Origin of the sequence: Mycolicibacterium aubagnense (genome assembly GCF_010730955.1) — a bacterium.
Lineage (GTDB): Bacteria > Actinomycetota > Actinomycetes > Mycobacteriales > Mycobacteriaceae > Mycobacterium > Mycobacterium aubagnense.
The window spans coordinates 2,180,942-2,204,372 of sequence record NZ_AP022577.1 but is presented as its reverse complement, the minus strand read 5'-3'; the positions used below and the strand labels follow the sequence as shown (position 1 = coordinate 2,204,372).

The following is a 23,431-nucleotide window of genomic DNA, read 5'->3' as shown; positions in this document are numbered from 1 at the left end:
CCGTCAATATCGCGGGCGCGGCACAGGCCGCGGGTGTAATCTCCGGGCGAGCGCCGAGACCGGCGAGCGCAGACCGGGACGAGGCGGCATGGCAATTGAATTCCAGGGCAAGATCAAACTCGACATTCGCGACTCGGAGCCCGACTGGACTCCGTATGCCGCGCCGACGGCGCCCACGGGTGCACCCAATGTGCTGTACCTGGTGTGGGACGACACCGGCATTGCCACCTGGGACTGCTTCGGCGGCCTGGTCGACATGCCGGCCATGCGCCGCATCGCCGAAAAAGGGGTACGGCTGTCCCAGTTCCACACCACCGCCCTCTGTTCGCCGACCCGGGCTTCCCTGCTGACCGGGCGCAACGCCACCTCGGTCGGCATGGCCACCATCGAAGAATTCACCGATGGCTTCCCGAACTGCAACGGGCGCATACCGTTTGAGACGGCGTTGCTGTCCGAGGTGTTGGCCGAGCGGGGCTGGAACACGTACTGCGTCGGCAAGTGGCATCTGACGCCGTTGGAGGAGTCGAACCTGGCGTCGACGAAACGGCACTGGCCGCTGTCGCGCGGCTTCGAACGCTTCTACGGGTTCATGGGCGGCGAGACCGACCAGTGGTACCCGGAGCTGGTGTACGACAACCATCCCGTCGCCCCGCCGGCCACCCCGGAAGAGGGTTATCACCTGTCGAAAGACCTGGCGGACAAGACCATCGAGTTCATCCGCGATGCCAAGGTCATCGCCCCGGACAAGCCGTGGTTCTCCTACGTCTGCCCGGGCGCCGGACATGCGCCGCACCATGTCTTCAAAGAATGGGCCGACAAGTACGCCGGCACGTTCGACATGGGCTACGAGGCCTACCGCGACTTGGTGCTCGAGAACCAGAAGCGCCTCGGCATCGTCCCGCCCGACACCGAGCTCTCGCCCGTGAATCCGTATCTGGATGTCAAGGGCCCCAATGGTGAACCGTGGCCGCTGCAGGACACCGTCCGCCCCTGGGACGGGCTCAGCGACGACGAGAAGCGGCTGTTCGCCCGGATGGCCGAGGTGTTCGCCGGCTTCCTGTCGTACACCGACGCGCAGATCGGCCGGATTCTCGACTACCTGGAGGAGTCCGGGCAGCTGGACAACACCCTCATCGTCGTCATCTCAGACAACGGGGCCAGCGGCGAAGGCGGCCCGAACGGCTCGGTCAACGAAGTGAAGTTCTTCAACGGCTACATCGACACCGTCGAAGAGAACATGCGCTACTTCGACACCCTCGGGTCGCCGGACACCTACAACCACTATCCGATCGGCTGGGCGATGGCGTTCAATACGCCATACAAGCTGTTCAAGCGTTACGCCTCACACGAGGGCGGCATCGCCGACACCGCAATCATCAGCTGGCCCAATGGCATTGCCGCCCACGGCGAGGTGCGTGACAACTACGTCAACGTCGCGGACATCACCCCGACGGTCTACGACCTGCTGGGCGTCGAGCCGCCGGCCGAGGTCCGCGGAGTCCCGCAGCGGCCGCTGGAAGGGGTGAGTTTCAAAGCCGCTCTGGAGGATTCGGGCGTCGACACCGGTAAGACGACACAGTTCTACTCGATGCTGGGCACCCGTGGCATCTGGCACAACGGGTGGTTCGCAAACACGGTGCACGCAGCCACCCCGTCGGGCTGGTCACATTTCGACAAGGACCGCTGGGAGCTGTTCCACATCGAGTCCGACCGCAGCCAGTGCCATGACTTGGCCACCGAGAACCCGGCGAAACTGGCTGAACTGCAGGAACTCTGGTATGCCGAAGCGGCCAAGTACAACGGCCTGCCGCTCTCAGATCTGAACATGCTCGAGACGATGACGCGGGACCGGCCCTACCTGTCCGGGGCGCGGCAGAACTTCACCTACTACCCGGGTACCGCCGAGGTGGGTCTCGGTGCGTGCGTCGAACTGCGCGGGCAGTCCTTCTCGATCCTGGCCGAGGTCGACGTGGAGTCCGCCGATGCTCAGGGGGTATTGGCCAAGCACGGTGCCGGCCACGGTGGCCATGTGCTGTTCGTCCAGGACGGTCGGCTGCATTACATCTACAACTTCATGGGCGAGGATGAGCAGGAGGTGTCCGCGCCGAACCTGCTGCCGTTGGGCCGGCACGTGTTCGGGGTGCGGTACAACCGCACCGGCACGGTCGAAGGTAGCCATACCCCGCTCGGCACAGTCGAACTATGCGTCGATGACGCCGTGGTGGCGACCCGTGACGGCGTCCGGACCCACCCGGGCATGTTCGGGCTGAGTGGCGGCGGGGTGGCTGTCGGGCGCAACGACGGCCAGCCGGTGTCGAATCGCTACTCGGCGCCGTACCAGTTCACCGGCGGCACCATCGCGAAGGTGGTTTTCGACATCTCGGGTACGCCATACGTGGACGTCGAACGGGAACTCGCCCAGGCGTTCTGCAAGGACTGAGGCCGTGGTGAGCGGACCGGTCATCCAGTGCGTCACCGTGGTGTCAGCCGCCGCCCTGCTGGCCGCATGCGGCGGCAGAGGCGGCGAGAAGCCTTCCAGCACAACGGCGTCCGGCGTCGCCACGTCCGCGGCTGCATCCTCGCCGGCCGGGTCGCCCACGTCGTCAGCGTCGGCGTCGACGGTGCCTGATCTGCCGGCGTACGGGGTGGTCGAGACCACCAAACGTCCCGTCGCGGCGGGGGAGCAGACCTGCGATCCGCCCGCCCCGCCCGCGCAGACCATGACGGCGACGACGGGAGCGCCCGGTGCGCCGAGTGTCGTCGTCGCGATACCCGACGGATTCGGGCAGGGCGCGCCACCGTCCGGTGACGTCGCGCTGAACCTGACTGGACCCGACGGCCTGACCGCCACCGTGAAGATCACCCCGACCGCTCAGGATGCTGCGTCGGCGTTCCGGGAATACACCGATGCCCGCACCGCGGGCCACGAATTCAACAGCGTCAGCATCCTGCCCGACGAGCTGTGTGGTTACAGCGGGCAGAAGCTGATGGGTGTGCTGGCCGACAAGCCCGGCTCCGGTGATGACTACGTGGACCGCATCGTGCATGTATGGACCAACACCGGGGACTACCTCATCGCAGTGCAGCTGCAGGGGCCCACCGGCTCGAAAGGTATCGATGCGGCCAAGCCGGTGCTGCTGGGCGATTTCGGCATTCGGATGGGCTGAGCGGCGCGCGCCACCGCCGCGACGCCGAGACTCGGGCTGACCGAGATCGCACTGAGGCCATCGCTAGATTCACGCCGATTCCATCGGTGTTCCCGCGCGTTCCGCTGCCGCACCATGAGCGGAAAATCGGTGACGGGAGAGCGCAATGACAGAGTCGACAGGGGCGACGAGCTGGGTGAACCGGCTCGGGACCGATTGGTGGGCAACGATTCTCGGCCTTGCGGTGACAGCGCTGGCAGTGGCCGGCGTGTTGCCGAAGATCGTGTGGTGACGCGGTGAGCGTGGAGACGGCCGGCGCGGCCGACCAGTTGGAACCGGCGCCCGAGGACGACGTCGAAGAACACACCGGCGCACGGCGGTTCCTCGATTACCTGCCCGGCCTACTGCTGCTGATCGCGGTGGGCCTGGCCGGCAAATATGCCGAAGTCGCCTGGCTGGCGCTGGCCAAGCAGCAGCACTGGCGGGTACCTGACATCGAATACGTGCTGTGGGCCATCGTTTTCGGCCTGATCATCACCAATACCGTTGGTCTGCACCGAATCTTCCGGCCCGGCGTCGGCACGTACGAGTTCTGGCTCAAGATCGGCATCGTCCTGCTGGGCGCCCGGTTCGTCCTCGGCGATGTCCTCAAGCTCGGCGCGACCAGCCTGCTGCAGATCCTGATCGACATGACCGTCGCGGGCGCCATCATCATCGCCGCCGCCCGGTGGTTCGGATTGTCCGGCAAGCTCGGCTCGCTGCTGGCCATCGGAACGTCGATCTGCGGGGTGTCGGCGATCATCGCGGCCAAGGGCGCCATCCGGGCCCGCAACTCCGACGTCAGCTATGCGATCGCGTCGATCTTGGCGCTCGGTGCCGTCGCCCTGTTCGTGCTGCCGCCGCTCGGCCACGCCATCGGCCTGACCGACCACGAGTTCGGGCTCTGGGCCGGTCTCGCGGTGGACAACACCGCCGAGACCACGGCGACCGGCTACCTCTTCTCCGACGAAGCCGGCAAGATCGCCGTCCTGGTGAAGTCGGTCCGCAACGCGCTCATCGGCTTCGTCGTCCTCGGCTTCGCCATCTACTGGGCCGCCAGGGGAGAGGCCGACGCCGTTGCCTCCGGCGTGCGTGCCAAGGCCGTGTTCGTCTGGCAGAAGTTCCCGAAGTTCGTGCTCGGTTTCCTGGCGGTCTCGGCCGTCGTGACCGCGGGGCTGCTGAGCAAGGGGCAGGTGGCGAACCTCGGTGCCGTCTCCAAGTGGGCGTTCCTGCTGACCTTCGCCGGGGTGGGGCTGTCCACCGATTTCCGGCAGATCGCGCGCACCGGCTGGCGGCCGCTCGTCGTCGCGGTGATCGGTCTGGTCGTGGTGGCTACCGTGTCGTTGGCTTTGGTGCTGCTGACATCGCGGGTCCTGGGCTGGGGCGTCGGCGGCTGATCCGACCGCGGATCGATGAAAAAGGTCGCTGTCATCGAATGGCAGCGACCTTTTCGTCTGTTCCGGGCCGGAATGAGCAGCGATTTGGAGCGTTGTCGCAGCTCGCCTAGTATGTAGGGGTTGCCCAGGGCAGACCCCGGTCACTCGCTGACTTTGCGTGCCTTTGGACAACAAGACCGCGCACGTCCAGGTCGGTATCTGGCGTGCATACAAACCCCAGGTCAGGAGATCGAGTGATTCAGCAGGAATCGCGACTCAAGGTCGCCGACAACACGGGCGCAAAGGAAATCCTTTGCATCCGCGTGCTCGGTGGCTCGTCGCGGCGCTACGCCGGTATCGGCGACATCATCGTGGCGACCGTCAAGGACGCCATCCCGGGCGGCAACGTCAAGCGTGGTGACGTGGTCAAGGCCGTCGTCGTGCGCACCGTCAAGGAGCGCCGCCGGCCGGACGGCAGCTACATCAAGTTCGACGAGAACGCCGCCGTCATCATCAAGAACGACAATGACCCCCGCGGTACCCGCATCTTCGGGCCGGTCGGTCGCGAACTGCGCGAGAAGAAGTTCATGAAGATCGTCTCGCTGGCCCCGGAGGTTTTGTGATGAAGGTGCACAAGGGCGACACCGTGCTGGTCATCGCCGGCAAGGACAAGGGTGCCAAGGGCAAGGTCATCGAGGCCTACCCGACCCGCAACAAGGTGCTCGTTGAGGGCGTCAACCGGATCAAGAAGCACACCGCTCAGTCGCAGAACGAGCGTGGTGCGTCGTCGGGCGGCATCGTCACCCAGGAGGCGGCGATCCACGTTTCCAACGTGATGGTGGTCGACTCCGACGGCAACGCGACCCGCATCGGCTACCGCGTCGATGAGGAGACCGGCAAGAAGGTCCGTATCTCGAAGCGCAACGGCAAGGACATCTGAGATGACCACAGTGGAAAAGACTCAGCCCCGGCTGAAGACGCGCTACCGCGAAGAGATCCGCGACGCGCTCAACAACGAATTCAACTACGCCAACGTCATGCAGATCCCCGGCGTGGTCAAGGTCGTCGTCAACATGGGTGTCGGTGACGCCGCCCGCGACGCCAAGCTGATCAACGGCGCGGTCAACGACCTGACGCTGATCACCGGTCAGAAGCCGGAAATCCGCAAGGCCCGCAAGTCCATCGCGCAGTTCAAGCTGCGTGAGGGCATGCCGATCGGCTGCCGCGTCACCCTCCGTGGCGACCGCATGTGGGAGTTCCTGGACCGCCTGATCTCCATCGCACTGCCCCGTATCCGCGACTTCCGCGGTCTGTCGGCCAAGCAGTTCGACGGCAGCGGCAACTACACCTTCGGCCTCAACGAGCAGTCGATGTTCCACGAGATCGACGTCGACTCGATCGACCGCCCCCGCGGCATGGACATCACGGTCGTCACCTCGGCCACCACTGACGACGAAGGCCGTGCGTTGCTGCGGGCCCTGGGCTTCCCGTTCAAGGAGAACTGACAATGGCAAAGAAGGCTCTGGTCAACAAGGCCAACAAGAAGCCGAAGTTCGCGGTGCGTGGCTACACCCGCTGCAACCGGTGCGGTCGCCCGCACTCGGTGTTCCGCAAGTTCGGCCTGTGCCGAATCTGCCTGCGGGAGATGGCCCACGCCGGCGAGCTGCCCGGCGTGCAGAAGTCCAGCTGGTGACTCTGCCCGTCTCATGACGCTGTAGAAAGCCGCCCCGGTCCTCGCGACCGGGGCGGTTTTCGCGTCTCGGCTGGTGTCGAGAGTGGGGGCTTACGCGGAAATCCGTCCCGGAAACCGCGTCAAGCCCTACTTTCGGTGGCGATGCGCACGGATTTGGCCCTGAGCTGCGCATTGTCTAGACTGGGCAGGTTGCCATGGGCGTTTGCGTCCAATGGCCGATCGGTATGTGCCTTCTGAAGCTGGATTGCACTACCGATGCACGGCCCCTGACCGCACTCGGTCAGATACGGGAAAACACTTCGTAGCAGGCCCACGATGTGACGTGCCGAGCCACCGCAAGGTGGGACCAGCACGGGCGTGATGTATGGGAACCGCAGCGAGAAAGGTTGATCAACGCTGTCATGACAATGACGGATCCGATCGCAGACTTCTTGACACGTCTGCGCAACGCCAACTCGGCGTACCACGACCAGGTGACCCTGCCCCACTCGAAGATCAAGGCGAACATCGCCGAGATCCTCAAAAAGGAGGGTTACATCACTGACTACCGCACCGAGGACGCCCGCGTGGGCAAGAACCTCGTTGTATCCCTCAAGTACGGCCCCAGCCGCGAGCGCAGCATCGCCGGCCTCCGCCGGGTGTCCAAGCCCGGTCTGCGGGTGTATGCGAAATCCACCAACCTGCCGCGGGTTCTCGGTGGCCTTGGCGTGGCGATCATCTCCACGTCCACTGGCCTGCTCACCGACCGCCAGGCAGCTCGACAAGGCGTGGGCGGCGAAGTCCTCGCTTACGTCTGGTAGGGGGCAGAAAACATGTCGCGTATTGGAAAGCAGCCGGTTCTCATTCCGGCCGGCGTCGATGTGACCATCGACGGCCAGAACGTCGCGGTCAAGGGCCCCAAGGGCACCCTGACGCTGGATGTCGCCGAGCCCATCGAGGTGGCGCGCAACGACGAGGGCGCCGTTGTGGTGACCCGTCCGAACGACGAGCGTCGTAACCGCTCGCTGCACGGGCTGTCGCGCACCCTGATCGCCAACCTGGTGACCGGTGTGACCCAGGGTTACACCACCAAGATGGAAATCTTCGGCGTCGGTTACCGCGTGCAGGCCAAGGGCTCGAACCTGGAGTTCGCGCTCGGCTACAGCCACCCGGTGCTGATCGAAGCCCCTGAGGGCATCACGTTCGCTGTCGAGACCCCGACGAAGTTCTCGGTGTCCGGCATCGACAAGCAGAAAGTCGGCCAGATCTCGGCAGTCATCCGCCGCCTGCGTCGCCCCGACCCGTACAAGGGCAAGGGCATTCGCTACGAGGGTGAGCAGATCCGCCGCAAGGTCGGAAAGACAGGTAAGTAGCAATGGCCAACACTGAGACTGACAAGCGTAAGCCGTTGGGCCAGAACATTTCTGAGACCCGTCGGGTGGCGCGTCTGCGTCGTCACGCCCGTCTGCGTAAGAAGGTCGCCGGCACGTCCGAGCGTCCGCGCCTGATGGTCAACCGCTCCTCGCGGCACATCCACGTCCAGGTGATCGACGACCTGACCGGCACCACGCTGGCCGCCGCGTCGTCCATCGAGGCCGACGTGCGGGCCGTCGACGGTGACAAGAAGGCCGTCAGCACCCGGGTGGGTCAGCTGATCGCCGAGCGCGCCAAGGCTGCCGGCATCTCCGAGGTTGTTTTCGACCGTGGTGGATACACCTACGGCGGCCGGATCGCCGCTCTCGCCGACGCCGCTCGTGAAAGCGGGTTGACGTTCTGATGACTTACTTGAAGATGACCGGAAGGACTGCATGATGGCCGAGCAGGCTGGCGCCGCTTCGGCGCAGGACAACCGTGGAGGTCGTGGTGACCGCGATGGCCGTGGTCGCCGCGATGATCGCGGTGGCCGTGGCCGCGGTGACGACCGTGGTGAGAAGAGCAACTACATTGAGCGCGTTGTCACCATCAACCGCGTTTCGAAGGTGGTCAAGGGTGGTCGGCGCTTCAGCTTCACCGCCCTGGTGATCGTCGGTGACGGCCACGGCATGGTGGGCGTCGGCTACGGCAAGGCCAAGGAAGTTCCAGCCGCCATTGCCAAGGGTGTCGAGGAAGCACGCAAGAGCTTCTTCCGGGTCCCGCTGATCGGCGCCACCATCGTCCACCCGGTTCAGGGTGAGGCCGCTGCCGGTGTCGTGATGCTGCGTCCGGCCAGCCCGGGTACCGGTGTCATCGCCGGTGGCGCGTGCCGCGCGGTGCTGGAATGCGCCGGTGTGCACGACGTCCTCGCCAAGTCGCTGGGCAGCGACAACGCGATCAACGTGGTGCACGCCACCGTTGCCGCGTTGAAGATGATTCAGCGCCCCGAGGAAGTGGCGGCCCGTCGTGGCCTGCCCATCGAAGATGTTGCGCCGGCCGGCATGCTGCGGGCCCGGCGTGAGGCAGAAGCGCTGGCCGCATCGGCAGCGCGTGAAGGATCGGCATAATCATGGCTGAACTGAAGATCACCCAGGTGCGTGGCACCGTGGGTGCCCGGTGGAAGCAGCGCGAAAGCCTGCGGACGCTGGGACTGCGCAAGATCCGCCAGTCCGTCGTTCGCGAGGACAACGCGCAGACCCGTGGTCTGCTCGCGGTGGTCAACCATCTCGTCACCGTTGAGGAGGCGTAATGAGTGTCATCAAGCTGCACGACCTGAAGCCTGCCGCGGGGTCCAAGAAGGCCAAGACCCGCGTCGGTCGTGGTGAGGGCTCCAAGGGTAAGACCGCTGGTCGCGGTACCAAGGGCACCAAGGCCCGCAAGAACGTCCCCGTGACGTTCGAGGGTGGCCAGATGCCGATCCACATGCGGCTGCCGAAGCTCAAGGGCTTCCGCAACCGCTTCCGCACGGAGTACGCGGTGGTGAACGTCGGCGACCTCGCCAAGGCGTTCCCGCAGGGCGGCACCGTCGGTCTGGACGAGCTGGTGGCCGCGGGCCTGGTTCGCAAGAACGTCCTGGTCAAGGTGCTCGGCGACGGCAAGCTGGCCGTCAAGGTCGATGTCACCGCCAACAAGTTCAGCGGTAGCGCCCGTGAGGCGATCACCGCTGCCGGTGGCAGCGCGACCGAGCTGTAAGAGCTCTACCGAGAAGGGCCTCCGCTTCGGCGGGGGCCCTTCTTTTTGCGTTGATCCTGCGCTGAGGGCCCGCGCCACTTGAACGTGTACGCCTCGAGTTCAGGGTCAACGCAGACTATGTCTGTACCCGGGCGCGGAGGACATCGCGGAAGAGCGCCTGGCGCACCGCCAGCTCGCGGGGATCACTGACCAGGTGGAAGCCCAGCCGGTTCATGACGTAGCCGAAACCGATGCCGGTGTCGGGGTCCGCGAAACCGAACGAGCCACCGAAGCCTGGGGTGCCGAACGCCCGCGACGACGAGCCGAACACCATCCGCGGGAACTCCTTGCAGAAGCCGAGGGAGTACGCACCGTCCAGCCGCAGCACCATGTCTCGCGTGCCGCCCGACGGGTTGCGCGGCGGCGCGGTCAACGCGTCGAAAGTTTCTGGGGTGAAACCTATTTCGCTCCCGCCGACCGCCGCGGCACCGTAGAGGTGGGCGAGAGCGCGGGCCGTCCCGGTGCCGTTGGCGGACGGAATCTCGACACGGCGCACCCGGTCGGTGTTGTAGTCGCCGGCGTAGGGATCGATGTCGGCGGGGATGGCTGCGGTCCTGGCCAACAGTCCCCGCGGATTGAGGCTGCCGATCAGGAAGCCGGCAGGCATGACATCGAGATGCTTCAGCGACTCGTAGCGCTGCCAATGGTGCAACGTGGCAAGCCGGCCGCGATCGACAGAGTCGGGCAGGCCGATGTACAGATCGAGGCCCAAGGGCCCGGTGATCTCGTCGGCCAGATACCGCCCGAGTGTGCGCCCGTCGGTGCGACGGATCAGCTCGGACTCGTACCAGCCGATGGTGATCGCGTGGTACCCGTGGCGAGTGCCCGGCGTCCATGCCGGTTTCTGCGCTGCGAGGATCGCGGACAGCCGCACCGGATCGGCGATGTCGGACAGCAGCGGGTTGGGGGTCAGTACACACAGCCCGGCCTGGTGCGCCAGCAGCTGACGCACGGTGACGTTGCCCTTGTCCTGTGCGGCGAACTCGGGCCAGTATTCGGCGACCCGCTCGTCGTAATCGAACAGCCCCTTCGACACCGCGTGCGCAACGGCAAGGGCCGCAACGCCTTTCGTCGACGAGAACATGTTGACCATGGTGTCGGCCTGCCACGGCGCCTTGCTGACCCCGTCGCGGTAGCCGCCCCACATGTCGACGACCTTGCGGCCGTCGCGGTAGACGCACAGCGCCGCACCGACCTCACTGCCGGCCGCGAAGTTGGCCCGGAACGCATCGGCGACCCTGCCGTAGCCCTCATCGGCATCGCCGTGAACCAGATCGGGGGATACGGAGACTGTCAGCACCATGGGCGTGATTCTGTAACGGTTCCGCTATCGGCAGGCCGAAAACCCGCGGAATCGGCTCAGCCTGGCCCCGCGGAGATGCCTGGCAAGGCGCTGTCGCCGTACATGCCGCCCAAGAAGCCACCGTTTCCGTAGCCGTATCCCCGGCGGGGCCCGTAGAAGGGGACGAGGTCGGTGAAGTCGTCCTGCGGTGCCGATCCACACGCGGTATTGGGCCCGAGTCCTGCGCCGAATTGGCAGTCGGGCTGTGCGCCGGCGGGTGCCGCGCCGGCAATCGATGCCGCGACAGTCAGCATCACAACTGGTGCAAGACGTTTGAGCTTCGCCATGCTGGGCTCCTGGCAGGAGGGGAAACACTGAGCTTAATGCCGGTCGGCGCGCACCGTGGGACAATTGGCCGTTACGCCAATACCGACTCCGCCCCGGATTCACGCCACATTCGCCCGGTTCAGCCAGTCGGTACGCTCGGAAGATGTTTGCTTTCCGGCCCAGCCTGCCCGGTCTTCCCGGCCCCGATGAGTTGCGTGCCCTTGTCCGCAAGGTCGACACCGTGCGTCACCACGGCGTACCGAACGGCTGTGTACTGGAACTCGACCTGCAGGCTGTGCCGCCGGAGACCGCCGGCTTCGACCCGGTGGCCTTCGTCATGGGCAATTCCCGGCCGCTGGTGCTGCGCGAAGCCGTCGCCGCCATCCACCGTGCGGCCGACGACAAGCGCGTGGCCGGGCTGATCGCCCGCGTCCAATTGCCCGCTGCCGCAGCGGGTCCGGTGCAGGAACTGCGCGACGCCATCGTCGCGTTCAGTGCTGTCAAGCCATCCATCGCCTGGGCCGAGACGTACCCCGGCACCATGTCGTACTACCTGGCCTCGGCGTTCCGGGAAGTCTGGATGCAGCCCTCGGGCACGGTCGGCCTGGTGGGCTTCGCCACCAACGCGCTGTTCCTGCGGGACGCGTTCGACAAGGCCGGCATCGAGGCACAGTTCGTCGCGCGTGGCGAGTACAAGTCGGCGGCCAACATGTTCACGCAGGATCGATACACCGAGCCGCACCGCGAGGCCGACGGGCGGCTCATCGAGAGCCTGCATGCCCAGGTGCTGGCTGCCATCGCCGCATCCCGTGGTGCCGACGCCGGCGAACTCGACACCCTGGTCGACAGGGCGCCGCTGCTGCGCGACGACGCGCTGGCCGCCAAGCTGGTGGACCGTATCGGTTTCCGTGATGAGGCCTATGCCCGGGTCAGCGAATTGATCGGGGGCACAGCGGAAGCCGACGGCAAAGACGCCCCGCCGCGGCTGTTCCTGTCCCGGTACGCCAAGGCCACCGCGGGTCACAGCCTGCCCGAGGTGCCGCCGCTGCCGGGGGTCAAGCACAAGCCGACCATCGCCGTCGTCACCATGGCCGGGCCGATCGTCAGCGGCCGCGGCGGCCCCAGCGCCTTCCCGCCTGGTCCGTCGAGCGTGGGCGGCGACACCATCGCCGCGGCCCTGCGCGAGGCGGCCGCCGATGACGACGTCGCGGCCGTCGTACTCCGGGTGGACAGCCCGGGCGGCGCGGTCACGGGTTCAGAGACCATCTGGCGCGAGGTGGCGCGGCTGCGCGAGGCGGGCAAACCTGTTGTCGCATCGATGGGTGCGGTCGCCGCGTCGGGCGGTTACTACGTGTCGATGGCCGCCGACCACATCGTCGCCAACGCCGGCACCATCACCGGATCCATCGGCGTGGTGACGGGCAAGCTGGTCACGCGTGGGCTGAAGGAACGGCTCGGTGTCGGCTCGGATTCGGTGCGGACCAACGAGAATGCCGACGCATGGTCGGCGAACCAGCCCTTCACCGAGGCTCAGCACGCACACGTGGTGGCCGAGGCCGACCTGTTCTACACCGACTTCGTCGAGCGGGTCGCCGACGGCCGCAACCTGCCGGTCGAGGCCGTCGAACAGGTGGCGCGCGGCCGCATCTGGACCGGCGCCGACGCGCTGGAGCACGGCCTGGTCGATGAACTCGGCGGTCTGCGGACCGCGGTGCGCCGGGCCAAGGTGCTGGCCGGCATCGATGTTGAAGCTCCGGTCCGAACCGTCAACTACCCGGGTTCGTCACTGCTGGATCACGTGCGGCCCAAGGCGTCCTCGCAACCCGCCGCGGCGTCGTTGCCGGACGCGGTGGCCGCGGTGCTCGGCCGCTCACTGGTCGGTGCGCTTGGCCAGGCCGAGCGGTCGCTGACCGGGGTCAGCGCGCTGTGGCTGGGGGACTACCGCTTCTAGGAAGCGGGCTCAGCCGAGAGTGCCGCTGATGTAGACGATTTCGCGCATCGGGTCGTCATCGATGACGGTTGCCGTCAACCCGTGGCGGCTGTGCAGATCCGCCCGGCCGATGCCGGCCATCCGCCAGCCCTTGGCTGCCAGATAGTCTGCGGCGGAATGCCTTTCACCGTGGTAGACCAGCGACGGCATGTCCATGTTCAAGCCGAGCTGCGCGAACCCCGCGGTGGCTTCACGAGCCTTGTCGGCGTCGAAATCCTTGAGCCCGGGTACGAATTCGGTGGCTACGGCGCTACCGGGTGCGCTGAGCTCGTGAATGGTGTCGAACAGCGTGTCCTGGGCTTCCGGCGGCAGGTAGATCAGCAGACCTTCGGCCAGCCACGCCGTCGGCCTGCTGGGATCGAAACCGGCTGCCCGCAGCGCCGCCGGCCAGTCCTCGCGCAGATCGATCGCGACGGTCCGGCGCTGCGCTGTCGGCTCCGCGCCGAGGCCGGCCAGGGTCTGCGTCTTGAATTCGATGACATCTGGCTGGTCGATCTCGTAGACCACGGTGCCGTCGGGCCAGGGCAGCCGGTAGGCGCGCGAGTCCAGCCCGGAGGCCAGGATGACGGCCTGCCGGATGCCGCCGTCGGTCGCCGTCAGGAGGTAGTCGTCGAAAAACCGGGTGCGAACGGCCATTTCGTCGATGTTGGCCCGGGCCCGTGCCGCGGCATCGGGGGCGAACGTCTCGAGAGCGGCGAGGTCCAGTTCACCGTCGACCATGTTGGTGAACGCCTCGATCCCGACGGCGCGCACCAGCGGCGCCGCGAACGGATCGTCGATCAAACCGTGCGGATGGGTGCTGGCGATCGCCCGCCCGGTCGCGACCAGCGTGGCCGTCGCGCCCACGCTCGACGCCAGATCCCAGCTGTCCCCGTGCGTCCGTGCCATGGCGGTTATGCCTGCTGGCCCAGGACGGCGCGGACGTACTTCAGCTGCGTCCAGGCCCGGGACAGTTCGTCGTCCGGGTACTGGAAACCGTTGTCGGCGTGCGCTTCTTCGACAGACCGCGCGGTGACGTCCCAGCCGAGGCCGGTCAGATAGTCGGTGACGTGGTTGCGGTCGCCCTGGTAGATGAGGTCGGCCATCTCGATGTTCGAACCGAGCGCCTTCATCCGCTCGCGCATCGCCTGCATGCGTTCGTCGTCGAAGGCGCTGCTGAGGTCGCCGACGTGCTCGGTGGCCACGAAGCTACCCGGTGCCGAGAGGGCGGTGATGTTGTCGAACAACCGATCCTGGGCCTCCGGCGGCAGGTAGATGAGCAGCCCTTCGGCGATCCAGGCGGTGGGCGCCGCGGCATCAAAGCCGTTGTCGCGCAGTGCCTGCATCCAGTCGTCCCGCAGATCGACGGCGACGGTGCGCCGGGTCGCCGTGGGGGCGGCACCCAGGTTGGCCAGCGTCGTGGACTTGAACTCGATGACCTCGGGCTGGTCCACCTCGAAGACGACGGTGCCGTCTGGCCACGGCAGCCGGTAGGCGCGCGCATCCAGACCGGCGGCCAGGATCACCGCCTGCCGTACGCCGGTGGCGGCCGCATCGAGGAACAACTGGTCGAACCAGCGGGTGCGCACCGTCATGCCCTCGGCCGCACGGCGCGGGGTGAAGGCCGGGTTCACCTCTCCGAGGTCGATGTCACCGTCCAGCGCTTTGGTGAAGAAGTCCAGTCCGACGGCCCGGACCAGTGGCTCGGCGTACGGGTCGTCGATCAACTGCTCGCGGTGGGCGAGGGCGCGCTGGCCCGCAACCATGGTGGCGGTGGCCCCGACGCTGGAGGCCAGGTCCCAGGAATCTCCGTCAGTTCGTGTCATTGCGGTGCAGCTCCTAGTTCTTGATGGCCGTCACGGACAGTGAATTACGCAGTGCGGCAGTGTCTTCGGTCTCGGCGAGTGGGCGGCCGTATTCTGCGAACACTTCAAGTCGCGGGCGGGCGGTGGTATTCCAGCCGCTGGCATCGAGGTGCTCGACCACCGAGGTGCGGTCGCCCTGGTACCAGAGGTCGGTCAGGTTGAGGTCCAGTCCGGCGCCGCGCCACCGCTCGCTCATGGCCGCGCCACGCTGGGCCATGCCGGCGCCGTGGTCGGTGTGGAACTCGGTGGCCAGCCGGCTGCCCGGCGCCGAGAGGGCGGTGATGTTGTCGAACAGCTTGTCCTGCGCTTCGGGTGGCAGGTAGATCAGCAGCCCCTCGGCGATCCAGGCCGTCGGTGCCGACGGATCGAACCCCGCGGCACGCAGCGCGGCGGGCCAGTCGTCACGCAGATCGATCGCGACGGTGCGGCGTTCGCAGGTCGGCGTGGCACCGATCTGCGCCATGGTCCCGGTTTTGGCGGCGATCACCTCGGGCTGGTCGATCTCGTAGACGACGGTGCCGGCCGGCCAGTCGAGCCGATAGGCGCGCGAGTCGAGGCCGGCGGCCAGGATGACGGCCTGTCGGATTTCAGCGGAGCCGGCCACCCCGGTCGAACCGACGCCTACGGCGTCCATGAAGAAGTCATCGAAGAACTTCGTCCGCACCGCCATCAGGTTGGTGATCATCGCGGCGGCGGTCCCGGCCTCGCCACTGAGATCGATCTGCCCGTCGAGCAGTTTGATGAAGAACTCGACTCCGACGGCCCGCACCAGCGGATCGGCGTACGGATCCCGGATGAGCGGCTCCGCTTCCTTCGTCGCCAGGGCGCGGGCGGTGGCCACCATGGTGGCGGTGGCGCCCACGCTCGAGGCCAGGTCCCAGGTGTCGCTGTCGGTGCGGGTCATCGGTTCACTCCTGTCGGTGGATCAGCGCAGCGCGGTGACGTAGTTGACCTCGCCCATGGCGGGCTGGCCGTTCGGGTCGGCCTCGACGGCGGGCAGGCCGTTGCGGACCAGCAATTCGTTGGAGGTGATGGCGGTGGTCTGCCAGCCGTGGCCCTGCAGGTAGGTGTCCACGTCGGCCCGGTCGCCGAGATAGACCAGATCGGCGAAGTCGAGTTCGAAGCCTTGCTCGCGCCAGTGCTCCGATGCCGCCTTCATCCGCTCGCGCACCGCGTCCTCATCGAGGTCCGGGGTGGCCGGTACGCCTTCGGCGCCCATCCGGCTGCCTGGCGCCGACAGTTCGGAGATCTGGTCGAGCAACCGGTCCTGAGCCTCGGGCGGCAGGTAGCCGAACAGTCCCTCGGCGATCCAGGCGGTGGGCTTGGTGGGGTCCAGTCCCGCGGCGCGCAGTGCGGCCGGCCAGTCCTCGCGCAGGTCGATCGCCACCGCGCGCCGCTGCGTGGTCGGCGCCGCACCCAGATCCGCGACAGCCTTTGACTTGAACTCGATGACATCGGGCTGGTCGATCTCGTAGACGACGGTGCCCGCCGGCCAGGACAAGCGGTAGGCCCGGGCGTCGAGCCCGGCGGCCAGGATGACGGCCTGCCGGATGCCTGCCTTGCCGGCGTCGTGGAAGAAGTCGTCGAAGAATCGGGTGCGGGCCGCCATCCCGTTGGTCAGTTGCGACATGGTCGGGCCGTACCCGGCGCCGTACTGGGCGGGGTCGGTGGCACCGTCGACCAGCTTGGTGAAGAAGTCGACCCCGACCGCACGGACCAGGGGAGCGGCGAACGGGTCGTCGATGATGGGGTCATCGGCCTGGGTGGCGAGGGCGCGGGCGGCGGCCACCAGAGTCGCGGTCGCGCCCACGCTCGAGGCCAGGTCCCAGGTGTCGTTGTCAGTGCGTGCCATCGCGTCGTTCCTGTCGTGAGTTATCTGCTGAGTGGGCCGGTAGTTAGCTTGTGTAATAACCCTGGCGGCGACTGTACGCGCCGTTCCTGAACCCGGCAGAAATGCCGGGTCACGGCATGTTCCGGCCCGTCCGGGCCGGGCGGCGAGGCGTCGACGCCGAGCGGATGCAGGTCGCGGGGGCGGCAACTGTTATTCTCGGAGACTGATTTGACGGCGCGCCCAGGCAGGTCGATTACCTGCCGTTGGTCGTGCACGGAATTAACCAGACGCTGGACCTGACCAGCCCCATCAGCACGCCGCGGCCCCAGCTCGGCTGCGCAGGAGGAAGAGTGCTTTCGGCTTTTATCTCGTCCCTGCGGACGGCCGATCTGCGACGCAAGATCCTCTTCACGCTGGGTGTAGTCATCCTGTATCGGGCCGGCGCAGCACTGCCGTCCCCCGGGGTGAACTACCCGAACGTGCAGAAGTGCATCGAGCAGGTCAGTGGCGGTGACGCGGCGCAGGTCTACTCGCTGATCAACCTGTTCTCGGGCGGTGCGCTGCTGCACCTGTCGGTGCTGGCGGTCGGCGTGATGCCCTACATCACCGCGAGCATCATCGTGCAGCTGTTGGTGGTGGTCATCCCACGGTTCGAACAGCTCCAGAAGGAAGGCCAGTCCGGACAGGCCAAGATGACGCAGTACACGCGTTATCTCGCGATCGCGCTGGCAGTGCTGCAGGGCACCTCGATCGTCGCCATGGCCGCCAGCGGCAACCTGCTGCAGGGCTGCACCCTGAACATCATCCAGGACCAGAGCATCTTCACCCTCGTGGTGATCGTGCTGGTCATGACCGCCGGCGCCGCCCTGGTCATGTGGATGGGCGAGCTCGTCACCGAGCGTGGCATCGGCAACGGCATGTCGCTGATGATCTTCGCCGGTATCGCCGCCCGCATCCCGTCCGAAGGCCAGTCGATCCTGGAGAGCCGCGGCGGCGTGGTGTTCACCTCGGTCGTGGCCGCGGCGCTGATCATCATCGTCGGTGTCGTCTTCGTCGAGCAGGGCCAGCGCCGTATCCCGGTGCAGTACGCCAAGCGCATGGTGGGCCGTCGCATGTACGGCGGTACCTCGACCTACCTGCCGCTGAAGGTCAACCAGGCCGGCGTCATCCCGGTCATCTTCGCGTCGTCGCTGATCTACATCCCGCACCTCATCACGCAGCTGGTCACCGCCGGCGATCCGAACGCGTCCAACGGCTGGTGGTCCAAGGCGGTTGCCAAGTACCTGACCAACCCGGCCGACCCGATCTACATCGCGATCTACTTCGGGCTGATCATCTTCTTCACGTACTTCTACGTGTCCATCACGTTCAACCCCGATGAGCGGGCGGACGAGATGAAGAAGTTCGGTGGCTTCATCCCGGGCATCCGGCCGGGCAAGCCCACGGCCGACTACCTCCGGTACGTCCTCAGCCGGATCACGCTGCCGGGCTCGATTTACCTCGGCTTGATCGCGGTGCTGCCTAATCTGTTCCTGCAGGGTGGCGGCGGCAGCGCGCAGAACCTGCCGTTCGGCGGTACGGCCGTGCTGATCATGATCGGCGTGGGTCTGGACACGGTGAAGCAAATCGAGAGCCAGCTGATGCAGCGCAACTACGAAGGGTTCCTCAAATGAGAATGGTTCTGCTGGGACCGCCGGGGGCAGGCAAGGGCACTCAGGCCGAGAAGCTGGCCGAGAAGTTCGGCATCCCGCAGATCTCCACGGGGGATTTATTCCGTAGCAACATCAGCAAGGGCACCCCGCTCGGTGTCGAGGCCAAGAAGTACCTCGACGCCGGCGACCTCGTTCCGGCCGAGCTGACCAACGCGCTCGTCGACGATCGTCTCGACGCCGACGACACCGCCGCCGGATTCATCCTCGACGGCTTCCCCCGCTCGGTCGAGCAGGCCGTCGCTCTGCGCGAGATGCTGGCCAAGCGCAACCTGAAACTGGACGCGGTGCTGGAGTTCCGCGTGTCGGAGTCCGAGCTGCTGACCCGGCTGAAGAGCCGCGGCCGCGCCGACGACACCGAAGAGGTCATCCTCAACCGGATGAAGGTGTACCGGGACGAGACCGCGCCGCTGCTGGACTACTACCGCGACGAGCTCGTCTCGGTCGACGCAGTCGGCAGCCTGGATGAGGTGTTCGCCCGCGCCCTCCAGGCGCTGGGCCAGTAGCCGTCACCGGCTGAAATCAGTACTTCGATGATTGGTCTACCCCGCCGCGGCCGCAAGGTCGTCCCGCAACGGACTGCCGGCGAATTGGACGCGATGGCGGCCGCCGGTTCGCTGGTGGCGGCCGCGCTGAAAGCGGTCCGTGAGGTCGCCGCGCCCGGGATGTCCACTCTCGAGTTGGACCAGATCGCCGAGTCTGTCATCCGCGACGGTGGCGGCATCCCGTCGTTCCTGGGCTACCACGGTTTCCCGGCGACCATCTGCGCGTCGGTCAACGACCGCGTGGTGCACGGGATTCCGGCCGCCGACGAGGTGCTGGCCAGCGGTGACCTGGTGTCCATCGACTGCGGCGCCATCCTGAACGACTGGCACGGCGACTCCGCCGTGACGTTCGGTGTCGGTTCGCTGATCGACGCCGACCAGAAGCTGTCCGACGCCACTCGCGAGTCCATGGAGGCGGGTATCGCCGCCATGGTGCCCGGTAACCGGCTGACCGACGTCTCGCACGCCATCGAGGTGGCGACTCACGCCGCCTCCGCCCGCTACGACCGCAAGTTCGGCATCGTCGCGGGCTACGGCGGCCACGGCATCGGTCAAGAGATGCACATGGACCCGTTCCTGCCCAATGAGGGATCGCCCGGTCGGGGTCCGTTCCTGGAGCCGGGTTCGGTGCTGGCAATCGAGCCGATGCTGACGTTGGGTACGTCGAAGACGGTGATTCTCGAAGACGAGTGGACGGTGGTTACCAAGGACGGCTCTCGTGCCGCACACTGGGAGCACACCGTTGCTGTCACCGAGGATGGACCCCGAATCCTGACCCTGTTACGCGATTGATCCGGTGAACCGGTTCGCCCCTGATCTCGTGTCAATGACGGAGGTTGGTGTATGAGCGATCCGGAGGCCGCCATGATGCGGGTGCTTTACGAGGAGCACGCAGGCGCCCTTTGGCGCTATGCCCTGCGACTTACCCAGGACTCGGCGCGTGCAGAGGACGTCGTGCAGGAGACTTTGCTGCGGGCGTGGCGGCACCCCGACGTCGTGGCCGACACCAACCAGTCCCCGCGAGCCTGGCTCTATACCGTCGCCCGCAACCTGATCATCGATGAGCAGCGCAGCGCCCGGCGCCGGCACGAAACCACCTCGTCAGAGGTAGTCGAGGCCGAGGACCGGACGGACCCGGCAGCCACCGATGAAGTGGATACCGCCCTGGATCGGATGCTGCTCGGGGGTGCCCTGAGCCAGCTCTCCGTCGACCATCGCGCTGTGATCGAGCGCGCGTACTACCGGCAGTTGAGCGTCGCGCAGATTGCCGCGGAGCTTCAGATTGCCGAGGGCACGGTGAAATCGAGGCTGCATTACGCGGTCCGGGCGCTGCGTCTGAATCTGCAGGAAATGGGGGTGACTCGGTGAGTATGCATATGGTCGAGTCGGTCGGGCCCTTTGACGGCGACCGGTACGCAACCTGGGACGCCGCCTATGTGCTGGGTTCGCTGTCGAGTGCGGAACGCCGCGAGTACGAAGCGCATCTGCAGACCTGTTCCCGGTGCCGGGACGCGGTCGGTGAACTGAGCGGTATGCCGGCCCTGCTGGGCCTGCTGACGCTGGCGGACGTGCAGGAGATCGGTGCGGAGCAGCCGGAGCCGCCGTTGCGCCCCGAGGTGCTTGATTCGGTTCTGGCCAAGGTGCGGTGGCGCCGGCGCCGGACCCGCTGGGTGACGACCGCAGTGGCCGGTCTCGCCGCCGCGGTATTGGCTATCGGTGTGGTGGCCGTGGTCCGGCCGGAGTTCTTCGGTGGCGACCAGACACAGGAGCAGGTCGCGCAGTTGCCCATGCAGCACGTGGCGCCCACGCCGTTCAATGCGACCATCGCGTTGAGCAGCTACGGTTGGGGTACACGGATCGACATGGCCTGCAGCTATGGCGACTGGTCCAGCGGACCGGCCGCGCCGCCGAGCAATTTGGGCATGGTCGTGGTGGGCCGTGACGGTAGCCGCACGCAGATCGCCACGTGGTTCGGCATGTCCGGAGCCACTGCGTTGCCGAGCGGTAACACTCCGATGCAGGTTTCGGAAATTGCTGCGGTACAACTGGTTTCCGCCGACAGCGGCAAGGTGCTGCTGGAGCGCAATCTGTAGCTTTTTTCGCCGGCGTTGAACTATCCGGCGGTCCGCTTCGTGTTCTTGAGCAGACGAGCGGAAGCAGGTGAGGCGATGGTCGGCAGGTATCGGGTGGTGGACCACATCATCACGCAACTGGCGGCGACGGGCACCGAGTATTTCTTCGGTGTCGACGGGGCCAACATCGAGGACCTGTTCGACGCGGCATTCTGCAGTGGCGGCATCACCCCGATCTTGGCGAAGCACGAGTTCTCCGCTGCCACCATGGCCGACGGATACAGCCGGGCGGTATCCCGGATCGGGGTGGTGGCTGCTACGTCGGGCGGCGGATCACTGAATCTGGTTGCGGGACTGGGGGAATCGCTGGCCAGCCGGGTGCCCGTACTGGCCCTGGTGGGGCAGGCGCCGACCGGTATGGACGGACGCGGCAGCTTCCAGGACACGAGCGGGCGCTCGGGGTCGCTCGACGCGGTGGTGCTGTTCTCGGCGGTGTCGGTGTACTGCCGGCGGGTGACGGACCCGGAGGACATCGTGCCCGCCCTGGCGGAGGCGCTGGCCGCGGCCGACAGCGGCGGTCCGGCGGTGTTGCTCCTGCCGAAGGACATCCAGCAGGCCATGATCGATGTGGTCAATCCCCTGGAAAGCACTGTGGCGGTGCGCGATTCAGTATTGACGGACCCAGGTTCCATCGCCGAGATGCTGCGCCGGGCGCTGGGGCCGGTCACGATCATCGCCGGCGAGCAGGTGGCTCGCGACGACGCCCGTCGTGAACTCGAGGAGCTACGCGCGGTACTGCGGGCCTGGGTCGCCACGGTTCCGGATGCCAAAGACGTCAGTGGCTCACCAGGATTGGGCCAATCGTCGTGGCTGGGGGTCACCGGGGTGATGGGCCATCCGCGGGTCGTCGATGCGATCTCCCGCAGCGCGGTGTGCCTGGTGGTCGGGACGCGCCTGTCGGTGACGGCGCGCGCCGGCCTCGACAATGCGCTGGCCGGGGTGCAGACCGTCTCGCTCGGTGCGCAGCCTCCGTATGTCCCGGCGACACACGTGAATTCGACAAACCTGCGGGCATCGCTGACGGCGCTGACCCGGGCTTTGACGGGAGCCGGCCGGCCGCACGGGCTCCGGGTCCTGGATCCGTTGCCGCACACCGAACTCCAGCCGCCGGCGCACGAGGGCCCCGGCATCCGGTACCGCGATACCGTCACGTTGCTCGACGACCTGTTACCCGAGGGCGCCGACATCGTGGTCGACGCCGGCAACACCGGCGCCTCGACGGTGCACGCCCTGCCGGTGCGCCGCGCCGGGCGCTTTGTGGTGGCGCTGGGCATGGGCGGGATGGGGTACAGCTTCGGCGCTGCCATCGGCATGTGCTTTGCCCGGGCGAAAACCGCTGGGCCGCAATACCGGACCGTGGTGGTGGCCGGGGACGGCTCGTTCTTCATGCACGGCATGGAGCTGCACACCGCGGTGCAGTACCGGCTCCCGATCACCTTCGTGTTGTTCAACAACAACGCCCACGCCATGTGCGTCACCCGCGAGCAGCTGTTCTACGGCGACCGCTACAGCTACAACCGTTTCACTCCGGCCCGGCTCGGCGCCGGGCTGGCCGCGATGTTCCCCGGCCTGCATGCGACCGACGTCAGCGAGTTGCCGCAGCTGGCCGGCGCGCTGACCGAAGCGCTCGGCCGGCATGGGCCGTCGGTGGTCAGCGTCGAATGCTCGGCCGACGAAATCCCCACGTTCGCACCATTTCTCGATTCAGCCGCACAACACACGCAGAAAGAGAGCTCCCAGCATGTCGCTGCCCGCGCTTGAAGACATCACGATGCCCATCGGCGGGATCACCCGCATCGAGAACGCGCCCCGCGAGAAGGCCACCCCGATCATCATGGAGATGATGCGGTCGGTGTACCCGCACGACGTGGTCTTCGGTGAGTACTGCACCGTCAACGACTACATCGACTGCCCGCCGGACGAACTGTTCGAGTACCTGTCGGACACCCGCAGCCTGGAGGAGTGGACCTACAGCCTGCGCGGGTTCACCGAGACGGCGGAGCCCGGTCTCTGGCTGGCGTATGACCGGCTGGGCTCGGAAACCGAAATCTACACGCGCACCGTGGCGAACCGCGATGCGATGACCGTCGACTACCACTGCGCCTGGGACCAGGGCCAGCACCTCTGGATGATCTACCTGATGCGCGTCGTCGACGCGCAGACCGTGCTGAACAAGCCCGGCTCGGTGGTGCTGTGGACCAACTGCCACCACCCCTTCTACGACAACAACCCGTACCCGGAGACCGCGCCGGCGCAGCGACCCGTGTGGGTCGGGGACTTCTGGGACATGTTCGGGGCGGGCCACCGGCTGGAACTGGACAACCTCAAGGCGATTGCCGAGTACCGGCACCGCAACGGACTGCCGATCACCCCGGCTTGGATGAAGTGAGCGAA

27 protein-coding genes and 1 pseudogene are annotated in these 23,431 nt (G+C 66.7%); 22 read left to right on the top strand and 6 right to left on the bottom strand.

The window, feature by feature from the left end; translation table 11 throughout:
• Window positions 1–88: 88 nt before the first annotated feature.
• The 14 genes and pseudogenes from G6N59_RS10885 (at window position 89) to rplO (ending at window position 9,338) form a co-directional block, all read left to right on the top strand.
• Window positions 89–2,440, top strand: coding sequence for an arylsulfatase (locus tag G6N59_RS10885; protein WP_138232194.1), 2,352 nt, complete (start codon window positions 89–91; stop codon window positions 2,438–2,440).
• 7 nt (window positions 2,441–2,447) lie between these two features.
• The gene (locus G6N59_RS31125) at window positions 2,448–3,167 is read left to right on the top strand and encodes a hypothetical protein (RefSeq protein WP_234884384.1); all 720 of its coding nucleotides are present in this window, start codon (window positions 2,448–2,450) and stop codon (window positions 3,165–3,167) included.
• Window positions 3,168–3,312: 145 nt separating this feature from the next.
• Complete coding sequence (locus G6N59_RS31575; RefSeq protein WP_268815826.1) at window positions 3,313–3,438, top strand: hypothetical protein; 126 nt, start codon at window positions 3,313–3,315, stop codon at window positions 3,436–3,438.
• 85 nt (window positions 3,439–3,523) lie between these two features.
• Window positions 3,524–4,582: pseudogene (locus tag G6N59_RS10875) on the top strand (YeiH family protein); the annotation flags it as partial.
• A 233-nt stretch (window positions 4,583–4,815) separates the two neighbouring features.
• On the top strand, window positions 4,816–5,184 hold the full coding sequence (gene rplN, locus G6N59_RS10870) for a 50S ribosomal protein L14 (RefSeq protein WP_020101420.1): 369 nt from the start codon (window positions 4,816–4,818) through the stop codon (window positions 5,182–5,184).
• Window positions 5,184–5,501 (top strand): 50S ribosomal protein L24, encoded by a 318-nt coding sequence (rplX, locus tag G6N59_RS10865; RefSeq protein ID WP_138232193.1) that lies wholly within the window; start codon window positions 5,184–5,186, stop codon window positions 5,499–5,501. The genes rplN and rplX overlap by 1 nt, the downstream gene beginning before the upstream one ends.
• Before the next feature lies 1 nt (window position 5,502).
• Entirely contained in the window at window positions 5,503–6,066 is a 564-nt protein-coding gene (gene rplE, locus G6N59_RS10860) for a 50S ribosomal protein L5 (protein WP_138232192.1), read from the top strand.
• Window positions 6,067–6,068: 2 nt separating this feature from the next.
• The gene (locus G6N59_RS10855; protein WP_023955966.1) at window positions 6,069–6,254 is read left to right on the top strand and encodes a type Z 30S ribosomal protein S14; all 186 of its coding nucleotides are present in this window, start codon (window positions 6,069–6,071) and stop codon (window positions 6,252–6,254) included.
• Window positions 6,255–6,655: 401 nt separating this feature from the next.
• Window positions 6,656–7,054, top strand: coding sequence for a 30S ribosomal protein S8 (rpsH, locus tag G6N59_RS10850; RefSeq protein WP_138232191.1), 399 nt, complete (start codon window positions 6,656–6,658; stop codon window positions 7,052–7,054).
• Window positions 7,055–7,066: 12 nt separating this feature from the next.
• Window positions 7,067–7,606, top strand: a complete 540-nt coding sequence (rplF, locus tag G6N59_RS10845) for a 50S ribosomal protein L6 (RefSeq protein WP_138232190.1) — start codon at window positions 7,067–7,069, stop codon at window positions 7,604–7,606.
• A gap of 2 nt (window positions 7,607–7,608) precedes the next feature.
• Complete coding sequence (rplR, locus tag G6N59_RS10840) at window positions 7,609–8,010, top strand: 50S ribosomal protein L18 (RefSeq protein WP_138232189.1); 402 nt, start codon at window positions 7,609–7,611, stop codon at window positions 8,008–8,010.
• 34 nt (window positions 8,011–8,044) lie between these two features.
• A complete protein-coding gene (gene rpsE / locus G6N59_RS10835) occupies window positions 8,045–8,713 on the top strand; it encodes a 30S ribosomal protein S5 (protein WP_043401777.1) in 669 nt (222 codons plus the stop codon).
• Window positions 8,714–8,715: 2 nt separating this feature from the next.
• Window positions 8,716–8,895, top strand: a complete 180-nt coding sequence (gene rpmD / locus G6N59_RS10830) for a 50S ribosomal protein L30 (RefSeq protein WP_020101428.1) — start codon at window positions 8,716–8,718, stop codon at window positions 8,893–8,895.
• Window positions 8,895–9,338, top strand: coding sequence for a 50S ribosomal protein L15 (gene rplO / locus G6N59_RS10825; RefSeq protein ID WP_138232188.1), 444 nt, complete (start codon window positions 8,895–8,897; stop codon window positions 9,336–9,338). Before rpmD ends, rplO begins: the two co-directional genes overlap by 1 nt.
• Window positions 9,339–9,453: 115 nt before the next feature.
• Here the strand turns inward: rplO and G6N59_RS10820 are convergent, their stop codons facing one another.
• Both G6N59_RS10820 and G6N59_RS10815 read right to left on the bottom strand, forming a co-directional pair.
• Window positions 9,454–10,680 carry a serine hydrolase domain-containing protein gene (locus tag G6N59_RS10820; RefSeq protein WP_138232187.1) on the bottom strand — a complete coding sequence of 409 codons (1,227 nt, stop codon included), beginning with the start codon at window positions 10,678–10,680 and terminating at the stop codon, window positions 9,454–9,456.
• Window positions 10,681–10,736: 56 nt separating this feature from the next.
• Window positions 10,737–11,006, bottom strand: coding sequence for a hypothetical protein (locus G6N59_RS10815; RefSeq protein ID WP_138232186.1), 270 nt, complete (start codon window positions 11,004–11,006; stop codon window positions 10,737–10,739).
• Window positions 11,007–11,149: 143 nt separating this feature from the next.
• Between G6N59_RS10815 and sppA the strand changes: the two genes are divergently transcribed.
• Window positions 11,150–12,937, top strand: coding sequence for a signal peptide peptidase SppA (sppA, locus tag G6N59_RS10810; RefSeq protein WP_138232185.1), 1,788 nt, complete (start codon window positions 11,150–11,152; stop codon window positions 12,935–12,937).
• A 9-nt stretch (window positions 12,938–12,946) separates the two neighbouring features.
• On the opposite strand, the gene G6N59_RS10805 is transcribed toward sppA, so the two are convergent.
• From G6N59_RS10805 to G6N59_RS10790, 4 genes are read right to left on the bottom strand one after another with little or no spacing between them, the layout of a single operon-like run.
• Window positions 12,947–13,864: a class I SAM-dependent methyltransferase gene (locus tag G6N59_RS10805; RefSeq protein WP_138232184.1), complete on the bottom strand. Its 918-nt coding sequence runs from the start codon at window positions 13,862–13,864 to the stop codon at window positions 12,947–12,949.
• A 5-nt stretch (window positions 13,865–13,869) separates the two neighbouring features.
• Window positions 13,870–14,781, bottom strand: a complete 912-nt coding sequence (locus tag G6N59_RS10800; RefSeq protein ID WP_138232183.1) for a class I SAM-dependent methyltransferase — start codon at window positions 14,779–14,781, stop codon at window positions 13,870–13,872.
• A gap of 13 nt (window positions 14,782–14,794) precedes the next feature.
• Window positions 14,795–15,724, bottom strand: a complete 930-nt coding sequence (locus tag G6N59_RS10795; RefSeq protein ID WP_138232182.1) for a class I SAM-dependent methyltransferase — start codon at window positions 15,722–15,724, stop codon at window positions 14,795–14,797.
• A 21-nt stretch (window positions 15,725–15,745) separates the two neighbouring features.
• On the bottom strand, window positions 15,746–16,672 hold the full coding sequence (locus G6N59_RS10790; protein WP_138232181.1) for a class I SAM-dependent methyltransferase: 927 nt from the start codon (window positions 16,670–16,672) through the stop codon (window positions 15,746–15,748).
• 329 nt (window positions 16,673–17,001) lie between these two features.
• Here G6N59_RS10790 and secY point away from each other — a divergent pair, with 329 nt between their 5' ends.
• The 7 genes from secY (at window position 17,002) to G6N59_RS10755 (ending at window position 23,426) form a co-directional block, all read left to right on the top strand.
• Complete coding sequence (gene secY / locus G6N59_RS10785) at window positions 17,002–18,324, top strand: preprotein translocase subunit SecY (RefSeq protein ID WP_138232180.1); 1,323 nt, start codon at window positions 17,002–17,004, stop codon at window positions 18,322–18,324.
• The gene (locus G6N59_RS10780) at window positions 18,321–18,866 is read left to right on the top strand and encodes an adenylate kinase (RefSeq protein ID WP_138232179.1); all 546 of its coding nucleotides are present in this window, start codon (window positions 18,321–18,323) and stop codon (window positions 18,864–18,866) included. Before secY ends, G6N59_RS10780 begins: the two co-directional genes overlap by 4 nt.
• A gap of 27 nt (window positions 18,867–18,893) precedes the next feature.
• The gene (gene map, locus G6N59_RS10775) at window positions 18,894–19,697 is read left to right on the top strand and encodes a type I methionyl aminopeptidase (RefSeq protein WP_138232178.1); all 804 of its coding nucleotides are present in this window, start codon (window positions 18,894–18,896) and stop codon (window positions 19,695–19,697) included.
• 51 nt (window positions 19,698–19,748) lie between these two features.
• Window positions 19,749–20,273 carry a sigma-70 family RNA polymerase sigma factor gene (locus tag G6N59_RS10770; RefSeq protein ID WP_138232177.1) on the top strand — a complete coding sequence of 175 codons (525 nt, stop codon included), beginning with the start codon at window positions 19,749–19,751 and terminating at the stop codon, window positions 20,271–20,273.
• Window positions 20,274–20,275: 2 nt separating this feature from the next.
• Complete coding sequence (locus G6N59_RS10765) at window positions 20,276–20,998, top strand: anti-sigma factor family protein (RefSeq protein ID WP_407665881.1); 723 nt, start codon at window positions 20,276–20,278, stop codon at window positions 20,996–20,998.
• A gap of 75 nt (window positions 20,999–21,073) precedes the next feature.
• Complete coding sequence (locus tag G6N59_RS10760; protein WP_170212445.1) at window positions 21,074–22,798, top strand: thiamine pyrophosphate-binding protein; 1,725 nt, start codon at window positions 21,074–21,076, stop codon at window positions 22,796–22,798.
• Window positions 22,779–23,426: a DUF8713 domain-containing protein gene (locus tag G6N59_RS10755; protein WP_138232176.1), complete on the top strand. Its 648-nt coding sequence runs from the start codon at window positions 22,779–22,781 to the stop codon at window positions 23,424–23,426. The genes G6N59_RS10760 and G6N59_RS10755 overlap by 20 nt, the downstream gene beginning before the upstream one ends.
• Window positions 23,427–23,431 lie beyond the last annotated feature (5 nt).

Bases quoted from the DNA above. Each gene is read 5' to 3' on its own strand.
- G6N59_RS10885 (WP_138232194.1), top strand. From the start codon at position 89: ATGGCAATTGAATTCCAGGGCAAGATCAAACTCGACATTCGCGACTCG.
- G6N59_RS31575 (WP_268815826.1), top strand. From the start codon at position 3,313: ATGACAGAGTCGACAGGGGCGACGAGCTGGGTGAACCGGCTCGGGACC.
- rplX (WP_138232193.1), top strand. From the start codon at position 5,184: ATGAAGGTGCACAAGGGCGACACCGTGCTGGTCATCGCCGGCAAGGAC.
- rplE (WP_138232192.1), top strand. From the start codon at position 5,503: ATGACCACAGTGGAAAAGACTCAGCCCCGGCTGAAGACGCGCTACCGC.
- G6N59_RS10855 (WP_023955966.1), top strand. From the start codon at position 6,069: ATGGCAAAGAAGGCTCTGGTCAACAAGGCCAACAAGAAGCCGAAGTTC.
- rpsH (WP_138232191.1), top strand. From the start codon at position 6,656: ATGACAATGACGGATCCGATCGCAGACTTCTTGACACGTCTGCGCAAC.
- rplF (WP_138232190.1), top strand. From the start codon at position 7,067: ATGTCGCGTATTGGAAAGCAGCCGGTTCTCATTCCGGCCGGCGTCGAT.
- rplR (WP_138232189.1), top strand. From the start codon at position 7,609: ATGGCCAACACTGAGACTGACAAGCGTAAGCCGTTGGGCCAGAACATT.
- rpsE (WP_043401777.1), top strand. From the start codon at position 8,045: ATGGCCGAGCAGGCTGGCGCCGCTTCGGCGCAGGACAACCGTGGAGGT.
- rpmD (WP_020101428.1), top strand. From the start codon at position 8,716: ATGGCTGAACTGAAGATCACCCAGGTGCGTGGCACCGTGGGTGCCCGG.
- rplO (WP_138232188.1), top strand. From the start codon at position 8,895: ATGAGTGTCATCAAGCTGCACGACCTGAAGCCTGCCGCGGGGTCCAAG.
- G6N59_RS10820 (WP_138232187.1), bottom strand. From the start codon at position 10,680: ATGGTGCTGACAGTCTCCGTATCCCCCGATCTGGTTCACGGCGATGCC.
- G6N59_RS10815 (WP_138232186.1), bottom strand. From the start codon at position 11,006: ATGGCGAAGCTCAAACGTCTTGCACCAGTTGTGATGCTGACTGTCGCG.
- sppA (WP_138232185.1), top strand. From the start codon at position 11,150: ATGTTTGCTTTCCGGCCCAGCCTGCCCGGTCTTCCCGGCCCCGATGAG.
- G6N59_RS10805 (WP_138232184.1), bottom strand. From the start codon at position 13,864: ATGGCACGGACGCACGGGGACAGCTGGGATCTGGCGTCGAGCGTGGGC.
- G6N59_RS10800 (WP_138232183.1), bottom strand. From the start codon at position 14,781: ATGACACGAACTGACGGAGATTCCTGGGACCTGGCCTCCAGCGTCGGG.
- G6N59_RS10795 (WP_138232182.1), bottom strand. From the start codon at position 15,724: ATGACCCGCACCGACAGCGACACCTGGGACCTGGCCTCGAGCGTGGGC.
- G6N59_RS10790 (WP_138232181.1), bottom strand. From the start codon at position 16,672: ATGGCACGCACTGACAACGACACCTGGGACCTGGCCTCGAGCGTGGGC.
- G6N59_RS10780 (WP_138232179.1), top strand. From the start codon at position 18,321: ATGAGAATGGTTCTGCTGGGACCGCCGGGGGCAGGCAAGGGCACTCAG.
- map (WP_138232178.1), top strand. From the start codon at position 18,894: ATGATTGGTCTACCCCGCCGCGGCCGCAAGGTCGTCCCGCAACGGACT.
- G6N59_RS10770 (WP_138232177.1), top strand. From the start codon at position 19,749: ATGAGCGATCCGGAGGCCGCCATGATGCGGGTGCTTTACGAGGAGCAC.
- G6N59_RS10765 (WP_407665881.1), top strand. From the start codon at position 20,276: ATGCATATGGTCGAGTCGGTCGGGCCCTTTGACGGCGACCGGTACGCA.
- G6N59_RS10760 (WP_170212445.1), top strand. From the start codon at position 21,074: ATGGTCGGCAGGTATCGGGTGGTGGACCACATCATCACGCAACTGGCG.
- G6N59_RS10755 (WP_138232176.1), top strand. From the start codon at position 22,779: ATGTCGCTGCCCGCGCTTGAAGACATCACGATGCCCATCGGCGGGATC.